This is a genomic window from Pannonibacter anstelovis, assembly GCF_036881715.1.
GTDB classification, from domain to species: Bacteria; Pseudomonadota; Alphaproteobacteria; order Rhizobiales; family Stappiaceae; genus Pannonibacter; species Pannonibacter anstelovis.
Genome location: NZ_JBAKBF010000011.1, coordinates 80,818 through 98,149, shown reverse-complemented (window position 1 = coordinate 98,149; position 17,332 = coordinate 80,818). Strand labels below are relative to the sequence as shown.

Sequence of the window (17,332 nt, the reverse complement as noted above, 5' to 3'; positions counted from 1 at the left end):
CGGGAGGAACTGGGAGGTAACCGGTGCCACGTCAGCTATCGGGAGAGCAGCATGACAGTAGCTTCCATTCTCAATACCAAAGGCCGTGACGTGATCACGGCGAGTTCATCGGCCACGGCCGGTGATATCTGCAAGCTTCTTGCGGAAAAGCGGATTGGTGCGGTGGTGATCACTGATGCGGAGCGGCACATTGAGGGTATCGTTTCGGAACGTGATATCGTGCGTATCATTGGACTGGAAGGGCCGGAGGCCCTGAACAAGCCGGTGACGGCCGTGATGACCCGTACCGTGATCAGCGCTTCGGAAGGCGATACCCTCAACAGCATCATGTCCCGGATGACATCCGGCCGCTTCCGTCACATGCCTGTCGTGTCCGGCGGCAAGCTGACAGGCCTCATTTCCATCGGCGACGTGGTGAAGCACCGCATTGCGCAGGTGGAAGAGGAAGCCGAGCAGATGCGCAGTTACATCGCCATGGCGTAACAGCTTTGCGTGGCCCCGGCAGGACTGCCGGGGCTGCTGTAACGGTCCGCTCTCTTGCCTCAGGCAGGGAAGAGGCGCGGATGCTCGATCTTGGGGCAGCGGTTCATGATCACCGTCAGCCCGGCAGCTTCCGCCTTGGCGGCCGCCTCCGTGTGCTCGATGCCAAGCTGCATCCAGATCACCTTCGGAAGGCTGGCCAGCGCCAGCGCTTCTGTCACGATGCCCGGAACAGCATCGGAGGCGCGGAAAACATCCACCATATCCACCGGCACGGGAATGTCCGTCAGGCTGGCGTAGACCGTGCGGCCCAGCAACTCCTTGCCGGCAAGGCCGGGATTGACCGGATAGACCTCGTAGCCCTGATCAATCAAAAATTCCATCACATGGTGCACGGGCCGGTCCGCATTGGCGCTGGCGCCGATGATCGCGATGGTTTTGGTCTCCTCCAGGATCTGCCGGATCAGGCTGTCGGGATAGGGTGGCGTCATGATCACTCTCCTGTCCACTCGGGTTTGCGCTTCTGCAGGAAGGCATTGATGCCTTCCTCCGCGTCGCGGGCCATCATGTTCTCCACCATGACCAATGCCGCATAGTCATAGGCCTCGCCCAGCGGCATTTCGAGCTGGCGGTAGAAGGCCTCCTTGCCAATCTTCAGCGTCAGTGGCGACTTGGAGGCGATGACCTCGGCATATTTCTGCACGACCTGTTCCAGATAGTCGCCGGGAACTATGCGGTTAATGAGGCCGAAGGATTTGGCCGTCGATGCATCGATGCTTTCCCCCGTCAGCAGCATCTCCATGGCCTGTTTCGGGCTTGCGTTGCGGCTCACTGCCACCATGGGGGTGGAGCAGAACAGGCCGATGTTGACGCCCGGCGTGCAGAAGGTGGCCGTGTCCGTGGCTATCGCCAGATCGCAGGAGGCGACAAGCTGGCAGCCGGCCGCCGTTGCAACGCCCGTCACCACGGCAATCACCGGCTTGGGCAGGCGGACGATCTGCTGCATCAGGTCCGAGCACTGGCGCATGATGGCTTCATAGGTGGCCCGGCCGCCGTCTGCCTCGGCGCGGGCCGCCGTCAGCTCTTTCAGGTCATGGCCGGCGCAGAACACCTTGCCTTCAGCACCCAGCAGGATGACCCGTACCGCAGGGTCATTTGCCGCCAGCTCCAGCTCGGCGGACAGGGCGCACATCATCGCCCGCGACAGGGCATTCATCTTTTCCGGCTGCTGCAGCACAAGGCGCAGCACGCCATTGTGCAACAGCTTGCCGATCTGCGGGCGGGGTTCGGCTGCGGCGGTGTCTTCTGTCTTCTGCATTCTGCTTTCCCGGCATGGTCACGATGTGGCCGGAGCATACAGCAGCCGGGCCAGCGGGGAAGCAGGCAAAAGGTGCGGCGGCTGGGGATCAATCAGGGATGGGGCAGGGGGAAGCCGTAGCGGGCGCTGAGGGCTTTCAGGATTTCGTCCTTGTCATTGATGAACTGCGGCGCGCCGCTTGGGCCCACCGGTTCGGATGTCAGCACCAGCACCGGCAGGCTCTGGTTTTCAGGGCCGGTCAATTCCACCACTTCCGCCCGCGGGCGCGGCCAGGCGATGCGGCGCACATCCAGCTTCTGCGCCAGATCCGGGAATGAGGCCAGGATGCCCTCCATCAGGGCGCAGTGCCAGCAATAGAACACGTCACCCGGATAGGCCGGGTCCGTGAAGCCGGGACGCAGCAGGAAGAGAATGTCTTTCATGATAGCTCCCGTGCCTTGCCCGCAGCAGCAGGCGCGAGCCTCCGTCATTTGGCTATGCGCCTCATGGTTGGCAAGGGCTGAGTTTCCGGCAAGAGTGGCCTTGCAAGGAGAAGGGGGATGTCATGCAGCCGGTGATGACAGTGGCCGAGGTGGAGGCGTTTCTGCGGGCCGAATTTCCGCAGATCTATCTGGACGGACCGCTCACCCAGGTGGTGGAGATTGCGCCGGGGCTTGCTGCCCTGCGCTTCACTGCCAGCGAGCGGCACCTGCGGCCCGGCGGCACGGTGTCCGGCCCTTCGATGATGGCGCTGGCTGATCTTGCCGCCTATGTGGTGATCCTTGCCCATATCGGCCCGGTGGCGCTGGCGGTGACGACGAATCTCAACATCAACTTCCTGAGGAAGCCCGCGCCGGGGGATCTCATCGCCACCTGCCGGATTCTCAAGCTCGGCAAGCGGCTCGCCGTGGTGGATTGCGCCATTTGCGGGGACGGGGAGGGCGAAATGGCCGCCCATGCCACCGCCACCTACTCGATTCCGCCGCGCCGGCAGGGCTGAAATGGCAAGATTCATACGGTATTCAGTTACCGTTTTTGCAAGATGTTGATTTATATAGAAAATTCGCAGCGCGATGCAAATGTTTCGTCTTGACGGTTTGCTGGCGAACGCGTATCACCCTGCCCGAACACACGGTGTGCCGTGCGGGATCTCTGTCCTGCCAAGCCGCCGTTCTGGTTTCACCGACGATTCACGGATCAGACACATGAAGACCTTCTCTGCCAAGCCGGCTGAGGTCGAGAAAAAGTGGATCTTGATCGACGCTGAAGGCATGGTCGTAGGCCGTCTGGCTGCCTACATCGCCAGCCATCTGCGTGGCAAGCATCTGCCGACCTTTACTCCGCACGTTGACTGTGGCGACAACATCATTGTCGTCAACGCTGACAAGGTGGTGCTGACGGGCCGCAAGTACGAAAACAAGAAGTACTACTGGCACACCGGCCACCCGGGCGGCATCAAGGAGCGTACTGCACGCGCCATCATCGAAGGCCGTTTCCCCGAGCGCGTGCTCGAGAAGGCTGTCGAGCGCATGATGCCGGGCGGCCCGCTCTCCCGCCGCCAGCTCAAGAACCTCAAGGTTTACGCTGGCCCGACCCACCCGCATGAAGCTCAGACGCCGGTCACCGTCGACGTTAAGAGCCTCAACGAAAAGAACGCGAAGAGGGCTTGAGCATGGCTGAGCTGCAATCCCTGGACCAGCTGAAGGGCGCCGTTTCGGCAGCCGTCGAAGCTCCGGTTCATGTCCAGAAGCTGGACGCCCATGGCCGCGCCTATGCCACCGGCAAGCGCAAGGACGCGATTGCCCGCGTCTGGGTCAAGCCGGGCACCGGCAAGATCACCGTCAACGGCAAGGACTACACGGCATACTTCGCCCGTCCGGTTCTGCAGATGATCCTGCGTCAGCCGATCCTGCTGACCAACCGCGATGGCCAGTATGACATCGTTGCCACCGTCACCGGTGGCGGCCTGTCCGGCCAGGCCGGCGCTCTGCGTCATGGCATCTCCAAGGCCCTGACCCACTACGAGCCGGAACTGCGCGGCATCCTCAAGAAGGAAGGCTTCATCACCCGCGACAGCCGCGTGGTCGAGCGCAAGAAGTACGGCCGCGCCAAGGCCCGCCGTTCCTTCCAGTTCTCCAAGCGCTGATCCCTCAGCTGCTTGCAAGAGCAACAAAGAACCCGCTGGTGCGAACCGGCGGGTTTTTTGTTTGTGGGGCAAGCATTCCTCCCGTTTGTCATGACCGGCGGCGCTTGAGCATTTCAAGGTGTGATGCGTCCGCATCGAAAGCCTTGGTATCAGTCATTGACTTGCACAGAACCCGCCACAAGGCCGAGGGGGACGATGGAGAGGCTGAAGGTTCCTTGACCTCATACCCCGCCACCAACGGCTCCACCACCGCGCGGTCATGGCCGGGCGATAGCTGATGAAGGGCTTGCTCAGTCTTCCTGCATCTTGCGGTTTCAGCCTGTGAGGCTGACAGATGCTGCGAGGTTCTAGCGAAAGCGGCCTGTTCAGAGCAGGGGGCAATGCCTATGCAGCTGAGGCGCCAGATGTTGCTCAAGCTGGGCTTGCGAAACTATAGTGTTTCTGAGCGATCTTGGGTGCGTTTTGTTCAAAGGGCCGGGGAAAAGTTATGGCTATCAAGATAGATTTTGTGAGCCGCCTTCCCGTCGACGGTGAGGATACCAGAAGATTTTACGCAGAAAATTGGAAGCGAAAGATCGCGCTATCTGACAAGAAATTTTATGAGTGGCAGTTTGTTGAGGCGCCAAATAACGAAAACAAAGATCACTGTGTAATCGCGTATGATGATCAGAATGGAAGTATTCTTGGAATAATGGGTCTCAATAAAAGGGACTTTATTCTCAATAAAGAAACGTTCCGAGGTGCGGAGCTGACGACCTGGATTGTGAGTGACAAAGCCGCAGGATCAGGAATTGGTGCGCGTATCATTGAATTCATTAAAGATAATTTCGAAATTCTTATTGGCATGGGTATAAGTGATGCTGCCCTGCCGATCTATATGAGGTCTGGCTTTCGATATCTAAGGAGCATACCTAGATTTGTTAAGGTTATTAACTTTGAGCCTCTTAAGGCGCATTCAGTGTACTCTAAGCTGGCTGTGAACCTGATAGATAACTGGAAACTTAAACCTAAGAACAACTTCGTGGCCAAGGAATCGGTTCTTGATGATGCTGATGATGCATTCTTGCTTGCGAAAGAGGGGCTCAATCTCTTTTCAAGGGATAAAGTCCATAGGAATTGGAGGTATGATAGTCATCCGTACTTTGAGTATCGCCAGTATTCTGTAGAAAATCCCGAGAAAGGTTCGTCTGCAAAGTGTTTTTTGGCTTTCCGTGAGGAAAAGGCAGTCTCTGATTTTAAGATCTTGCATGTAATGGATTTGTTCGGCTGCGATGATGCAGTTCCCTCAGCCCTGAGTTTCATCGAGTCCTATGCCAGGGATCATGATTTTGATGTGATTGACTTTTACTGTACGGCAAGTCGCATTTATCGGTTCATGCTCGCTGGTGGATGGTTCTCGATCAATGATGACCTTTGTTTCCAGTTTCCACATTTGTTCCACCCGATAGAGATGAGAAGTCCCCCAACAACTTCCTTGGTCTACTGGGCAGGGAATAATATTTCTGAAATGGCTGATCTTTCAAGGTTATATGTTACCAAGCAGGATGCAGATCTTGATCGCCCGACAATGCATGCAATCGAGATTATGTGATTGAGCTTCGGATGAGTGCTATGAACATCTTAATTTTTCATAGTATGTATAGAGATGGTATTCATCTGACAGTGCCGCGTTTTGAGGCGGGCTCAGCCCGTAAGGCTGACAGAGCGCGTGTGCAAGGGTAAAAGATCTGGAGCGGCACGGTTTCTGTTTGGATAGACAATGATCTCGTGCCTTTCTGAAGACACTCTGGTCATTCCGATGTCTTTCATGGTCATGGTTCAGACGGCCTTTTACCCCACGTGGTGACCGGCGGCTTCAGAGGGAGTGAAAAGATTGCATAATCTGCCGAGACCTGTCCTGCATCTGGATCCGCAGAATGCACCCGCTGCCATTTCGCCGGATTTTGCTCCCATCGAGGCCCTTGTGGCTTCCTTCCATCTGGAGGACTTCAACACTCCGGAGCGTGCCAGGGCCTATGCAGATGCCCTGGATTTATGGCCATGTCTTTCTTGCGCAGATGCCGGTGAGGAAGGGGATGATCCGCTGCGCGAAGTGCGGGACGGGGTGCAGAAGGCGCATCCGCTGGGCCCGGTTCTGGGGGATCTCTGCCGCCTTCATTGGCTGGCCTTGCGGCGGCGCAGCCTGTCGGTGCTTGAGTTTGGCAGTGGCTTCAGCACGGTCGTTCTTGCCCATGCAATGCGTCTCCTGCATGGACATTTTCATGACTGGGCCTCGCGCAATCTGCGCACGCAGCAGCCCTTCCATGTTCATTCTGTCGAGGAAGAGCAACGCTTTCAGGCGCTTACGTGTGAGCGGCTGGGATTAGGCCTGTCTCCCTATGCCACGGTCGAGCGCAGCAGCGTGGATCTCATCACCCACGACAACCGCTTTGCGACGGTTTACACCCTGTTGCCCAATGTAGCGCCTGACCTGATCTACCTTGATGGTCCTTCGCAATTTGCCACGACCGCCAGCATCAATGGCTTCTCCATCGCAAGTGCCGAACGCATGCCGATGTCGGCTGACATTCTGCGGATGGAATTTTTTCTTGAGCCGGGCTGCATCATCCTGATCGATGGCCGCACCCAGAATGCCAGGTTCCTGAAGGCCTATCTTCGCCGCCAATGGGCCTATCACCACGACAGGGCCGGCGACATTCACCTGTTCGAGCTGCAGGAGGACCCGCTTGGCCCAATCAACCAGCGCCGCCTCGATTTTGCACTCGGCCAAGGCTGGCTCCTCGGGGAGTGATTTCAACTCTCAATGAGTTCGGCACATCGAGAGTTGGCAGTAATCTGGAGCCTGAGCTGTGGTTTGGCATTCCTGGGGCGGTGCCTTTCTACCGTTTGCCGCGCCTCCCAGAGCCTTCCGCCTTCTGGCTGCCGCTTGTTCTGACAAAACATTGCGGGAGGTTAGCGGAGAGCCTGAGGAAACGGACCAGACCCCGGCACAAGGCCGGGGCGGCGCGGAGAGCGGGCAGGCGCTGGGAAACCCATATCACAACCTTTGATCTGCATCCGCTATCCCCGTCACAGCCATGCAACGAAACGCGGTGCGTTCACTACGGCAAAGTGCCGGATGCCCGCATGTTGGGGACGCCTGCCCAACCCCTCCATCGCGCCGTCCCGGCCTTGTGCCGGGACCTGTTTGGGACGCACGGCCTCAACGCGGCAGCTTTGGGGAGTGGTTGTGTTATCCTGCTGGTTGTAAAGAGATGATAGTCACCTGACAGTCCCGCGCTTTAAATCTAGCTTGCTCCCCCCTTCATCCCCACGCCCGCCACATAGGTCTCCACCACCGCCCGGTCATCGCCCAGGGTCTGCAGGATGAAGAGTTCATCCGCCAGGGAGCGGGCGGTTTCGGCGCGCAGGGCCATTTCGGGGGTGGCGGCGGGGTTGAGGATGATGATGTCGGCTTCCGTGCCGGGTTCCAGCGTGCCGATCCTGTCTGCGAGAGACAGGCTTTCGGCGTTGCCGCGGGTGGCCCAGTAGAAGGTCTCATAGGGGTGGAGGCGCTGGCGCTGGAGTTGCAGCACCTTGTAGCCTTCATCCAGCGTGCGCAGCATGGAATAGGATGTGCCACCGCCGATATCCGTGGCGATGGCGGTGCGCACACCCGCGCTGTCCAAGCGCGCCTTGTCGAACAGGCCGCTGCCGAGGAAGAGGTTTGACGTGGGGCAGAACACGGCCACCGAACCCGTCTCCCGCATCACGGCCAGCTCCCGGTCATTCATGTGGATGCAGTGGCCGAGCAGGGTCTTGCGGCTCAGAAGGCCATAGCGCTCGTAGATGGCAAGATAGTCCGCATCCTGCGGGTAGAGCTCCAGCGTGTAGCTGATTTCGTTGAGATTTTCGTTGATGTGGGTCTGCAGGTGGCAGTCCGGAAATTCGCGCAGGAGCGTGCCGGCCGCCTCCAGCTGTTCCGGCGTGGAGGTGATGGCAAAGCGCGGGGTGATGACGTAAAGCGCGCGGCCCCGTCCGTGCCATTTTTCCAAAAGGGCGCGGCTGTCGTCATAGGCGCTCTGGGCGGTGTCGCACAGGGCGGCGGGGGCGTTACGGTCCATCATGGTCTTGCCGCCCAGCATGCGCATGCCGCGCCGCTCCGCCTCCTCGAAATAGGCCTCGACCGAATTGGGGTGGCTGGAGCAATAGGCCACCGCCGTGGTGGTGCCGTGGGCGATGAGCGTGTCGTAGAAGGTCCGGGCGATGCGCGCACCATGGGCCTTGTCCGCAAAGCGCTGTTCGGCGGGGAACGTGTAGTCGTTCAGCCAGTCCAGCAGCTGGTCCGCCCAGGAGGCGATCACCTGCGCCTGCGGGAAATGCAGATGTGTGTCGATGAAGCCCGGCAGGATCAGGTGGGGGCGATGGTCGGTGACGGGCGTCCCCTCCGGCGCCTTTGCGGCCACAGCGGCGAAATCACCCGCAGCGGTGATCAGCCCGTTCTCGATCAGGAGCCCTCCATCTTCATGCGCCTCCAGAGCCTCCTCATCGCCCGCACCCATGGGACGGCGCAGAAACGAAACAGTACGGCCGCGCAGCAGCTTTGTGGGGGACTGAGGCAAGGGTCTGATCTCCTGTGTGCGGGCAGCAAGGACGGGGCAGATGCCTGCCAGCCGCCAAACCTTTCCTTTCTAATGAGGGGCAGGGGGCGGCACAAGGGCATGAGCGGCGCGCCTGAAGGCTGCCTGGCACACGAAGATATCTGGATGCCCCCGCAAGGCCTCTTGTTTTCCCGAATGGCTGGGCTAGGGTCGCGTTCGCGGGGATACTGCCCCATGTTTTAGACTTTTCCGGAGTTCCCATGTCTTTCAAGCGTCCCCGTCCGACCGATAATGCGGTGTTCGGCAAGAGCGTGACCGGCGGCTCGCATGAGCCCACTTATGGCGGTGTGCTTTCTTTCATGCGCCGGCGTTACAGCCGCGATCTTGCGGGCGTGGATGCGGCGGTGCTGGGCATCCCCTTTGATGCCTCAGTGTCCAACCGTCCCGGCGCCCGCTTTGGCCCGCAGGGCGTGCGCCGTGCTTCGGCGATCTTTGATGGCGACCCGCAATATCCGTTCCACGCCGACCCGTTCGAGGGGCTGGCCGTGGTGGATTACGGCGACGTGTCGTTCGATTATGGCCGCAACGCCGAGATCCCGGCCTGTATCGAGGCGCAGGCGCGCGAGATTCTGGATCAGGACGTGCATCTATTCTCCATCGGCGGCGACCACTTCGTCACGCTGCCGCTGCTGCGGGCCCATGTGGCCAAGCATGGGCCTCTGGCGCTGGTGCAGTTTGATGCCCATCAGGACACCTGGCCGGATGATGGCGGGCGCATCGACCACGGCACCATTACGGGCCGCGCCGTGCGTGAGGGGCTGATCGATCCGGACAAGTCGATCCAGATCGGCATCCGCACCCATGCGCCGGAAACCTGCGGCCTTGAAATTCTCTACGGCGAGGAAGTCGAACTGCTCGGCGTCAATGGCGTGGTGGAGATGATCCGCGACCGGGTGGGTGATGCCAAGGCCTACATGACCTTTGACATCGACTGCCTGGACCCGGCCTTTGCGCCGGGTACGGGCACGCCGGTGGCGGGCGGGCTCACCTCCCGCGAGGCGCTGATGATCTTGCGCCGCCTCGGGCCGCTGAATTTTGTTGGCGGTGACGTGGTGGAAGTGGCGCCTGCCTATGACCATGCCGACATCACCTCCATCGCCGGTGCCAGCGTGGCACAGCATTATCTCGGGCTGCTGGCCGAAAAGAAGCGGCAGGGGTAGGGGGAGGCCATGGCCTGGCGGCGGTTCACGCCGGGCTGCCTGGTGCTGCGCAGCTGCCTCAGGGGGCGGGCGGTCACGCCCTCCTTACGGGCCCCGGCACAAGGCCGGGGCAGCGCGGCGGGTGTGGGCCATCAGTGCCAGACGGGAGGCTTGCGGACGGGTACGAACTCCAGGCACCGCGCCGTCCCGGCCTTGCGCCGGGACCTGTCAGGGGCGCACTGTCCGAAGTCAGGTAACTTAAAAAAACTGTCCCGCCCCTCTGTCATCCTCGCGCAGGCGAGGGGCCAGTAATACCAAGGCTCTGAGATGCTGACGCATCACGCCTTGAAAATGCTCAAGCGCCGCAAGGGCTTAGCCGGCATTCGCACCTTTGGCGCCGGGCGCACTGGATCCCGGTCTTGCCGCTCCGCGCCAAACCGGGATGACGATGGAGAGGGAGACCGGAGCGCCCCTGATCGCTCAGCTCTCACCCGTGCTTGCGGTTGAACAGGCCGGAGGGGCTGCTGTTGTCGTTCTGCGGGGTCATGGACCAGGCCTTGTAGAGCGGGTGGCTGTCCTTCATCCGCTCGTAAAGCCGCGTCATCTGATGCAGAAAGGTCATCTTGCCCGCATAGGTGAGGGCAGCGCCTGCAAGCGTTGGCAGCAGCATGTTTTCCGCCGCGCCCCAAAGAGCTGTGATGAAACCGGCTCCTGCGATCAGTGACAAGGCGAGGGCCGCGCGGGAAATATCCTGCGGGATTGGTACGAACATGCGGTTCAGCCAGATCCGCTCGCCGAAGGTGGCGCGCACGTGCCAGTGGTCCGTGCGGCGCGGTGGGGGGAACAGGCGCGGGTTGAGCCAGAGCCAGACGAGCACGAGCGTGGTGGCAGCCAGCGCACCGGGCAGGCCGATGACGGTGTGGCTCCATACCGCCAGCAGCAGCACGGGCAGCGTGGCAAAACGTGTCCACACACTCCAGCCGCTGGCGTGGCGCTGCCAGACCTTCGCGTTCATGCCGAGCCAGCGGATCTGTCCGGCCGGCATGACGGCAGGACGGATGCGTGCCTGCCCGCCCTGCGGCCTCAATTGCCTTGCGTTTTCCATCGTCTTGACGGCGTGCCCCGAAACCGCTCCCTGAGCAACCGCCGCGCCCATTGCGCGGCAGCAATCCGCTTCTCCGGATCAGGCCTTTATCTTAACGTAAGTTCCGGGCGCGTCACCCAGGATTTTCACCCGGTTTGCGCCCGGTTTGCGCGCCTTCACGGTGCTGCCATCCTGCTGGCGCAGCCAGGCGTCCCAGTGCGGCCACCAGGAACCGGGATGTTCCACCGCCGTCTTCAGCCAGTCCTCGTAGGCACCTTCCGGCTTGCCGCCGGTCCAGTACTGGTACTTGCCGCGGGCCGGAGGGTTGACCACACCGGCAATGTGCCCGGAGCCGGAGAGGATGTAGTCCACCGGCCCGCCGAAGCAGGACGAGCCCTTGAACACCGAATGCGGCGGGGCGATGTGGTCTTCCTTCGTCGCCAGATTATAGACCGGAATGGTGACCTTCTTCAGGTCCAGCTTCTGTCCGCCAATTTCCATTTCACCCTTGGAGAGCTTGTTCTCCAGATAGCAGTTGCGCAGGTAGAAGGAGTGGTTCGCGGCCGGCATGCGGGTGGAATCGGAGTTCCAGAACAGCAGGTCGAAGGGGAAGGGCTCCTTGCCGCGCAGGTAGTTGTTGACCACGTAGGGCCAGATCAGATCGTTGGAGCGCAGCATGTTGAAGGCGGACGCCATCTTGGAGCCGTCCAGATAGCCGCGCTCTGCCATCCGCTTTTCCAGAATGGCGATCTGCTCCTCGTCCACGAAGACCTTCAGATCGCCCGCATAGGTGAAATCCACCTGCGTGGTGAAGAAGGTGGCCGAGGCGATGCGGTCATCACCGGTGGCGGCCATATAGGCCAGCGTCACGGCCAGCAGCGTGCCGCCGACGCAATAGCCGATGGCATTGACCTTTGTTTCCTTCGTGGTCTTGGCGATTACATCCAGCGTGCTCAGAATGCCTTCGCGCATGTAGTGCTCGAAGCTCTTCTGCGCCTGATGCTCATCCGGATTGATCCAGGAGATGACAAAGACCGTGTGCCCCTGATCGACCGCCCACTTGATGTAGGATTTCTCCGGCGTCAGATCGAGAATGTAGAACTTGTTGATCCAGGGCGGCACGATCAGCAGCGGGCGCTTCAGCACGGTTTCCGTGGCAGGATCATACTGGATCACTTCGCACACATCATTGCGGGCGATGACCTTTCCGGGCGTCAGGGCGAGATTCTTGCCGAGCGCGAACTTGCTTGCGTCCGTCTGGCGGATCTTGATGTCGCCGTGGCCGGCCTTGATGTCCTCGGCCAGAAACTCCATGCCGCGTGCGAGGTTCTCGCCGTTGGAGGCCAGCGTTTCCTTCAGCAGCGCCGGGTTGGTCAGCACGAAGTTGGACGGGGACAGCGCATTGGACAGCTGCTGGACGTAGAAATCGGCCTTGTGCTTCGTATGCTCGTCCAGACCCTCCGCCTCGCTCACCATGGATTGCGCCCAGTTGCTGGTGATCAGGTAAAGCTGCTTCAGGAAATCGAAGAACTGGTTGTCGTTCCAGTCCGGATCCTCGAAGCGCTTGTCACGCGGCGGTGGCGTTGCGGCGGGTTGCGACGGCTCGCCCATCATGCGCTTGAGCGAGGAGTTCCACAGATTGATGTAGCCGCCCCACAGGCGGGACTGTGCGTCGATGGCACGCTGGGGATCGGACATCCAGTATTCGCCGACCTGTGCCAGCGTCTTGACGACGGAGGTCAGCTCGTCGGGTGTCTGGGAAGAGGCTTCCCCCTTCTCGCGGGGCTCCAGATAGGCAGCAAGGGCCTTGCCGCCGTTCTCCATCATCTTCGCCAGATTATGCGCAAAGGCTTCCGGATTGTTGACGATGTACTGCATGACCGGATTGTTTTGCTCGTCTGCGTTCCGGCGGTCATCTGCCATGTCAGGGTTCCCCTCCCTTTCGGACTGCTTTTTCTCTGCGCGGCTGGCCTTGCGGCGTTCCGAGATGCTTTGGCGCGTTCATTATCAATGTTGCCGTTCCGATTTATGACACGGAATGGGGCAAGGGCGAATGCTGATTTCGAGCATAATCAACTGATGCTGGCGGGAAATCCGAAAAACACCGGATTGGCGAGTGACCGCAGGCCGTTCGCGGGGTTATAAGCGGCCAGATGTTTTGCGCGCTGGCCCTGGTGCCCCGCGCTTCGCGGAGGTTTGAGACGGTGAGAGCGATTGCGGCTTTGGGTGTGGTGTTCCTGTTGGGCGGCTGCGCGAGCGAGCCGGATACATCTGTCTTCAGCATGGTGAGTGCTCCTATCACCGGAAAGCGCCCGCTGACTTCCCTGCCGCCACTGCCGCCGACCATTGCGCAGGACGGAGAAGAGGTGTCCGGCGTTCTAGACGATCAGGCGCGCGAGGCGAATCTGGAACGGATGAAGAAGCTGTCCGAGGAACGGGCTGCCGTTCAGGGCGGCGGCGGCGCGTCAGGGTCTGCGGCAGAGCTGGCACGGCTGCGCGATGCCCATGGCAAGGCAGCGCTCGAGGAAATCGAAGGGCAGTAAGCAGAACGGCTCCGGTGCGCCGGCTTATCTTGCCTTGTAAAGGTTGAGGTGCCTGCAGACTGACCGGTTCCCAGTGACTCCAGCTTATGATCGCTGGCCGGCGGAGTGTTATGAGCCATCAAAAAAACACGGTGCAGGCCCTTCAAGGTGCGTGCGCAAGTGAAATGGTGCTGATAAGAAGAGCGCCACACAGAAAACGGTGACATCTGTCCCCCTTCTGCGTCTGACCAGGTGGTCAGCGAATCTGGCGGCACACAGCCGCCGGATGTGTTCGGCTAGCAGCAAAAGGAACGCGAGGCCCGCGCCATGGAAGAGTTTCACAAGACCCGCAGACTGCCCCCCTATGTCTTCGAGCAGGTCAACAAGCTCAAGGCGGCGGCACGAGCGCAGGGCGCGGACATCATCGACCTTGGCATGGGCAATCCGGATCTGCCGACGCCCCCGCATATCGTCGAGAAGCTGACAGAAGTGGTGCAGGACCCGCGCACTCACCGGTATTCTGCCTCCAAGGGCATCACCGGCCTGCGCAAGGCCCAGGCTGCCTATTACGAGCGCCGATTCGGCGTGAAGCTGAATCCCAACACCCAGGTGGTGGCAACGCTCGGCTCCAAGGAAGGCTTTGCCAACATGGCCCAGGCGATCACCGCGCCGGGCGATGTGGTGCTGAGCCCCAACCCCAGCTACCCGATCCACACCTTCGGCTTCCTGATGGCTGGGGCCGCGATCCGCGCGATTCCCGCTGAGCCGGGACCGGAAGTGTTCCACGCTCTGGAGCGTGCGGTCATCCATTCGGTGCCCAAGCCGATTGCCGTGATCATGTGCTATCCGGCGAACCCGACCGCTTATGTGGCGGATCTGGAGTTCTACAAGGATGTGGTGGCATTTGCGCGCAAGCACGACATCTTCATCCTGTCGGATCTGGCTTATTCCGAGATCTATTTCGGTGACACGCCGCCTCCGTCCATGCTGCAGGTGCCGGGCGCCATCGAGGTGACGGCGGAGTTCACCTCCCTGTCCAAGACCTTCTCCATGCCGGGCTGGCGTGTCGGCTTTGCCGTGGGCAACGAGCGGCTTCTGGCCGCGCTCGCCCGCGTCAAGTCCTACCTCGATTACGGCGCCTTCACGCCGATTCAGGTGGCGGCAACGGCTGCGCTCAATGGCCCGGAAGACTGCATCGTGGAGATGCGTAACACCTACAAGCGCCGCCGCGACGTGCTGGTGGAAAGCTTCGGCCGCGCCGGCTGGAACATCCCGGCTCCCGAAGCCAGCATGTTCGCCTGGGCGCCGATCCCGGAGAAGTTCCGCGCGCTCGGCAGCCTTGAGTTCTCCAAGCTGCTGCTGGAAAAGGCGGAGATCGCTGTCGCTCCGGGCATCGGCTTTGGTGAATACGGCGATGACTATGTGCGCATCGGCCTCGTCGAGAACGAGAAGCGCTTGCGTCAGGCCGCACGCAACCTTCGCCGTTTCCTTGAAACGGCCGATGAAACGTTGCACAACGTCGTGCCGGTCAGCGCGGCGCGCTGACCCTTTCACAGGCCGGGGTTTCCCGGCACCCGGACTAAACCGGCTGGCGCCCCGCGGCGGGCGCTGGCCCTCATCAACCGGAACATATCGTCAATGGCTTCAGCTTTGAGACTTGGTGTCGCGGGATTGGGAACGGTCGGAGCTTCGCTCATCCGTCTCCTCTCCAAGAATGGGGATGCATTGGCCCGCAAGTGCGGGCGTCCCGTTGTCCTGACTGCGGTGACCGCAAGGGACAAGACCCGTGACCGCGGCCTCGATCTCACTGGCGTTACCTGGTTCGATGATGCGGCCGAAATGGCGCGCTCCGCCGATGTGGATGTGGTGGTGGAACTGATTGGCGGCGCTTCCGGCGCTGCCGAGGCCTGCGTTCGTGCCGCGCTCACCTCCGGCAAGCATGTGATCACCGCCAACAAGGCGCTGCTGGCTGCCCATGGCGTGGAACTGGCCGAGATCGCCGAAAAGGCCGGTGTTTCGCTCAACTATGAAGCGGCGGTTGCCGGTGGCATCCCCATCGTCAAGACCCTGCGTGAGGCGATGGCGGGCAATTCCGTCACCCGCGTCTATGGCATTCTCAACGGCACCTGCAACTACATCCTGACCCGGATGGAGCGCGAGGGCCTGTCCTTTGCCGAATGTCTGGCCGATGCGCAGCGCCTTGGCTATGCGGAGGCTGATCCTACTTTCGACATCGAAGGCAACGATACGGCGCACAAGCTGGCGCTGCTGACGAGCCTTGCCTTCGGCTGCAAGATCAGTGCCGACGACATCTATCTGGAAGGCATCAGTTCCATCACCACGGCTGACATCAAGGCAGCCGATGAGCTTGGCTACCGGATCAAGCTTCTGGGCGTCGCTCAGGTGACCGAAAGCGGCATCGAGCAGCGCGTTCACCCCACCATGGTGCCGAAGACCTCCGCCATTGCCCGCATCGACGGCGTGCTGAATGCCGTGGCAGTCGATGGTGATTTCGTTGGCGGCGTCGTGCTGGTTGGTCCCGGCGCGGGTGGCAATGCCACGGCATCCTCCGTTGCCTCGGATATTGCCGACATCGCCCGCGGCGACATTGCGCCGGCTCTTGGCGCCCCGAGCAACGTGCTCACTGACTACCGGCGAGCCGGTATGCGCATGCACGAGGGTGGCTACTACATCCGCCTGTCGGTTTTTGACCGTCCGGGCGCATTTGCCACGATTGCGCGCTGCATGGCCGATGCGGAAATCTCGCTGGAGTCCATCGTCCAGCGCCGCCGCCGTGCGCCGGGCAGCGGCCTTAATGGTGCCGAAACCGAGGTGCATGAGGCTCAGCCTGTCATATTGATCACGTATGAGACCTCCGAGACGGCAGTGCGCCGTGCGCTGGAGGCCATCGAGGCCAAGGGCGTGGTGGCGGACCGGCCGCAGATGATCCGGATCGAGAAACTGTCTTAAGCCCATCCCGTGCGGATGGTCCCATTCATGTGTTCAGGGGATTGCAATGCCGAAGAAAGAAACCGCAGCCTCAAGCTCGCTTGACCGCATTCTGACGCTGGAACTGGCCCGCGTGACCGAGCGTGCCGCTGTGGCGGCCGCCCGTCTGCGCGGCCACGGTGACGAGATGGCCGCCGACCAGGCCGCCGTGGACGCCATGCGCCGCGAGCTGAACAACCTGCCGATCGACGGCACGGTGGTGATCGGCGAGGGCGAGCGCGACGAAGCACCGATGCTCTACATCGGCGAGGAAGTCGGCACCAAGCAGGGCCCGAAGGTCGACATCGCCCTCGACCCGCTGGAAGGCACCACCATCTGCGCCAAGAACCTGCCGAACTCGCTGGCCGTGATCGCGCTGGCCCCGGCAGGCGGCCTGCTGAACGCGCCGGACAGCTACATGGAAAAGCTGGCCATCGGGCCCGGCTATCCGGCAGGCATCATCGACCTTGATGCCCCGATTGCCGAGAACCTTGCCAATGTGGCCAAGGCCAAGGGCGTGAAGATCTCCGAAATCACCGCTTGCGTGCTTGACCGCCCGCGTCATGCCCGCCTGATCGAGGATATCCGCGCCACCGGCGCTGCGATCCGCCTGATCGGTGACGGTGACGTGGCTGGTGTCATCCACACCACCGATCCGGAAGAGACCGGCATCGACATCTACGCCGGCATCGGCGGTGCGCCGGAAGGCGTACTGGCAGCTGCGGCGCTGCGCTGCATCGGCGGCCAGATGCAGGGCCGTCTCGTCATCACCCGCGACGAGCAGGTGGAACGCGCCCACCGCATGGGCATCTCCGACATCAAGCGCAAGTATCAGCTTGAAGAGATGGCTTGCGGCGACGTTCTGTTTGCGGCCACCGGCGTGACCGATGGCAACTTCCTGCAGGGCGTGCGCTTCGGCCGCGAGCGCATCACCACTCACACCGTGGTCATGCGCTCTTCGACTGGCACCGTGCGTTACATCAAGGCCCAGCACACCCAGGTCGAAAAGTTCCATCTGGACTGAGCTGGAGGGCAG

General features: G+C 61.3%; 17 protein-coding genes. 11 read left to right on the top strand and 6 right to left on the bottom strand.

Going from position 1 to position 17,332, the window contains the following annotated elements; translation table 11 throughout:
- The first annotated feature begins 51 nt into the window (after positions 1–51).
- Complete coding sequence (locus tag V6L75_RS16580; protein WP_334252590.1) at positions 52–483, top strand: CBS domain-containing protein; 432 nt, start codon at positions 52–54, stop codon at positions 481–483.
- Between the two features lie 59 nt (positions 484–542).
- Here the strand turns inward: V6L75_RS16580 and V6L75_RS16575 are convergent, their stop codons facing one another.
- The 3 genes from V6L75_RS16575 to V6L75_RS16565 all read right to left on the bottom strand — a co-directional run bounded on the left by V6L75_RS16575 (position 543) and on the right by V6L75_RS16565 (position 2,223).
- Positions 543–971 (bottom strand): CoA-binding protein, encoded by a 429-nt coding sequence (locus V6L75_RS16575; RefSeq protein WP_334252589.1) that lies wholly within the window; start codon positions 969–971, stop codon positions 543–545.
- Between the two features lie 2 nt (positions 972–973).
- Positions 974–1,798 carry an enoyl-CoA hydratase gene (locus V6L75_RS16570; protein ID WP_334252588.1) on the bottom strand — a complete coding sequence of 275 codons (825 nt, stop codon included), beginning with the start codon at positions 1,796–1,798 and terminating at the stop codon, positions 974–976.
- 92 nt (positions 1,799–1,890) lie between these two features.
- Positions 1,891–2,223, bottom strand: a complete 333-nt coding sequence (locus V6L75_RS16565) for a DUF3088 domain-containing protein (RefSeq protein ID WP_334252652.1) — start codon at positions 2,221–2,223, stop codon at positions 1,891–1,893.
- A gap of 119 nt (positions 2,224–2,342) precedes the next feature.
- Between V6L75_RS16565 and V6L75_RS16560 the strand changes: the two genes are divergently transcribed.
- From V6L75_RS16560 to V6L75_RS16540, 5 genes are all read left to right on the top strand, one after another.
- Positions 2,343–2,777 (top strand): PaaI family thioesterase, encoded by a 435-nt coding sequence (locus tag V6L75_RS16560; protein ID WP_334252587.1) that lies wholly within the window; start codon positions 2,343–2,345, stop codon positions 2,775–2,777.
- A 205-nt stretch (positions 2,778–2,982) separates the two neighbouring features.
- Positions 2,983–3,447, top strand: a complete 465-nt coding sequence (gene rplM / locus V6L75_RS16555; protein ID WP_019966501.1) for a 50S ribosomal protein L13 — start codon at positions 2,983–2,985, stop codon at positions 3,445–3,447.
- A 2-nt stretch (positions 3,448–3,449) separates the two neighbouring features.
- Positions 3,450–3,923: a 30S ribosomal protein S9 gene (rpsI, locus tag V6L75_RS16550; RefSeq protein ID WP_019966502.1), complete on the top strand. Its 474-nt coding sequence runs from the start codon at positions 3,450–3,452 to the stop codon at positions 3,921–3,923.
- 487 nt (positions 3,924–4,410) lie between these two features.
- Entirely contained in the window at positions 4,411–5,514 is a 1,104-nt protein-coding gene (locus V6L75_RS16545) for a hypothetical protein (protein ID WP_334252586.1), read from the top strand.
- Between the two features lie 282 nt (positions 5,515–5,796).
- The gene (locus V6L75_RS16540; protein WP_334252585.1) at positions 5,797–6,714 is read left to right on the top strand and encodes a hypothetical protein; all 918 of its coding nucleotides are present in this window, start codon (positions 5,797–5,799) and stop codon (positions 6,712–6,714) included.
- Positions 6,715–7,210: 496 nt separating this feature from the next.
- Here the strand turns inward: V6L75_RS16540 and guaD are convergent, their stop codons facing one another.
- Positions 7,211–8,524 (bottom strand): guanine deaminase, encoded by a 1,314-nt coding sequence (guaD, locus tag V6L75_RS16535; RefSeq protein WP_334252584.1) that lies wholly within the window; start codon positions 8,522–8,524, stop codon positions 7,211–7,213.
- Between the two features lie 239 nt (positions 8,525–8,763).
- Between guaD and speB the strand changes: the two genes are divergently transcribed.
- The gene (speB, locus tag V6L75_RS16530) at positions 8,764–9,723 is read left to right on the top strand and encodes an agmatinase (RefSeq protein WP_334252583.1); all 960 of its coding nucleotides are present in this window, start codon (positions 8,764–8,766) and stop codon (positions 9,721–9,723) included.
- A 466-nt stretch (positions 9,724–10,189) separates the two neighbouring features.
- Here speB and V6L75_RS16525 read toward each other — a convergent pair whose 3' ends face one another.
- Positions 10,190–10,858 carry a DUF6653 family protein gene (locus V6L75_RS16525; RefSeq protein WP_334252582.1) on the bottom strand — a complete coding sequence of 223 codons (669 nt, stop codon included), beginning with the start codon at positions 10,856–10,858 and terminating at the stop codon, positions 10,190–10,192.
- A 27-nt stretch (positions 10,859–10,885) separates the two neighbouring features.
- Positions 10,886–12,709 carry a PHA/PHB synthase family protein gene (locus tag V6L75_RS16520; protein WP_334252581.1) on the bottom strand — a complete coding sequence of 608 codons (1,824 nt, stop codon included), beginning with the start codon at positions 12,707–12,709 and terminating at the stop codon, positions 10,886–10,888.
- Positions 12,710–12,990: 281 nt separating this feature from the next.
- On the opposite strand from V6L75_RS16520, the gene V6L75_RS16515 reads away from it, so the two are divergent.
- From V6L75_RS16515 to glpX, 4 genes are all read left to right on the top strand, one after another.
- The gene (locus tag V6L75_RS16515) at positions 12,991–13,329 is read left to right on the top strand and encodes a hypothetical protein (RefSeq protein WP_334252580.1); all 339 of its coding nucleotides are present in this window, start codon (positions 12,991–12,993) and stop codon (positions 13,327–13,329) included.
- A 306-nt stretch (positions 13,330–13,635) separates the two neighbouring features.
- Complete coding sequence (locus V6L75_RS16510; RefSeq protein ID WP_123194558.1) at positions 13,636–14,853, top strand: LL-diaminopimelate aminotransferase; 1,218 nt, start codon at positions 13,636–13,638, stop codon at positions 14,851–14,853.
- A 93-nt stretch (positions 14,854–14,946) separates the two neighbouring features.
- The gene (locus V6L75_RS16505) at positions 14,947–16,278 is read left to right on the top strand and encodes a homoserine dehydrogenase (RefSeq protein ID WP_334252579.1); all 1,332 of its coding nucleotides are present in this window, start codon (positions 14,947–14,949) and stop codon (positions 16,276–16,278) included.
- 46 nt (positions 16,279–16,324) lie between these two features.
- Positions 16,325–17,320 carry a class II fructose-bisphosphatase gene (glpX, locus tag V6L75_RS16500; RefSeq protein ID WP_019964810.1) on the top strand — a complete coding sequence of 332 codons (996 nt, stop codon included), beginning with the start codon at positions 16,325–16,327 and terminating at the stop codon, positions 17,318–17,320.
- Positions 17,321–17,332: the final 12 nt, after the last annotated feature.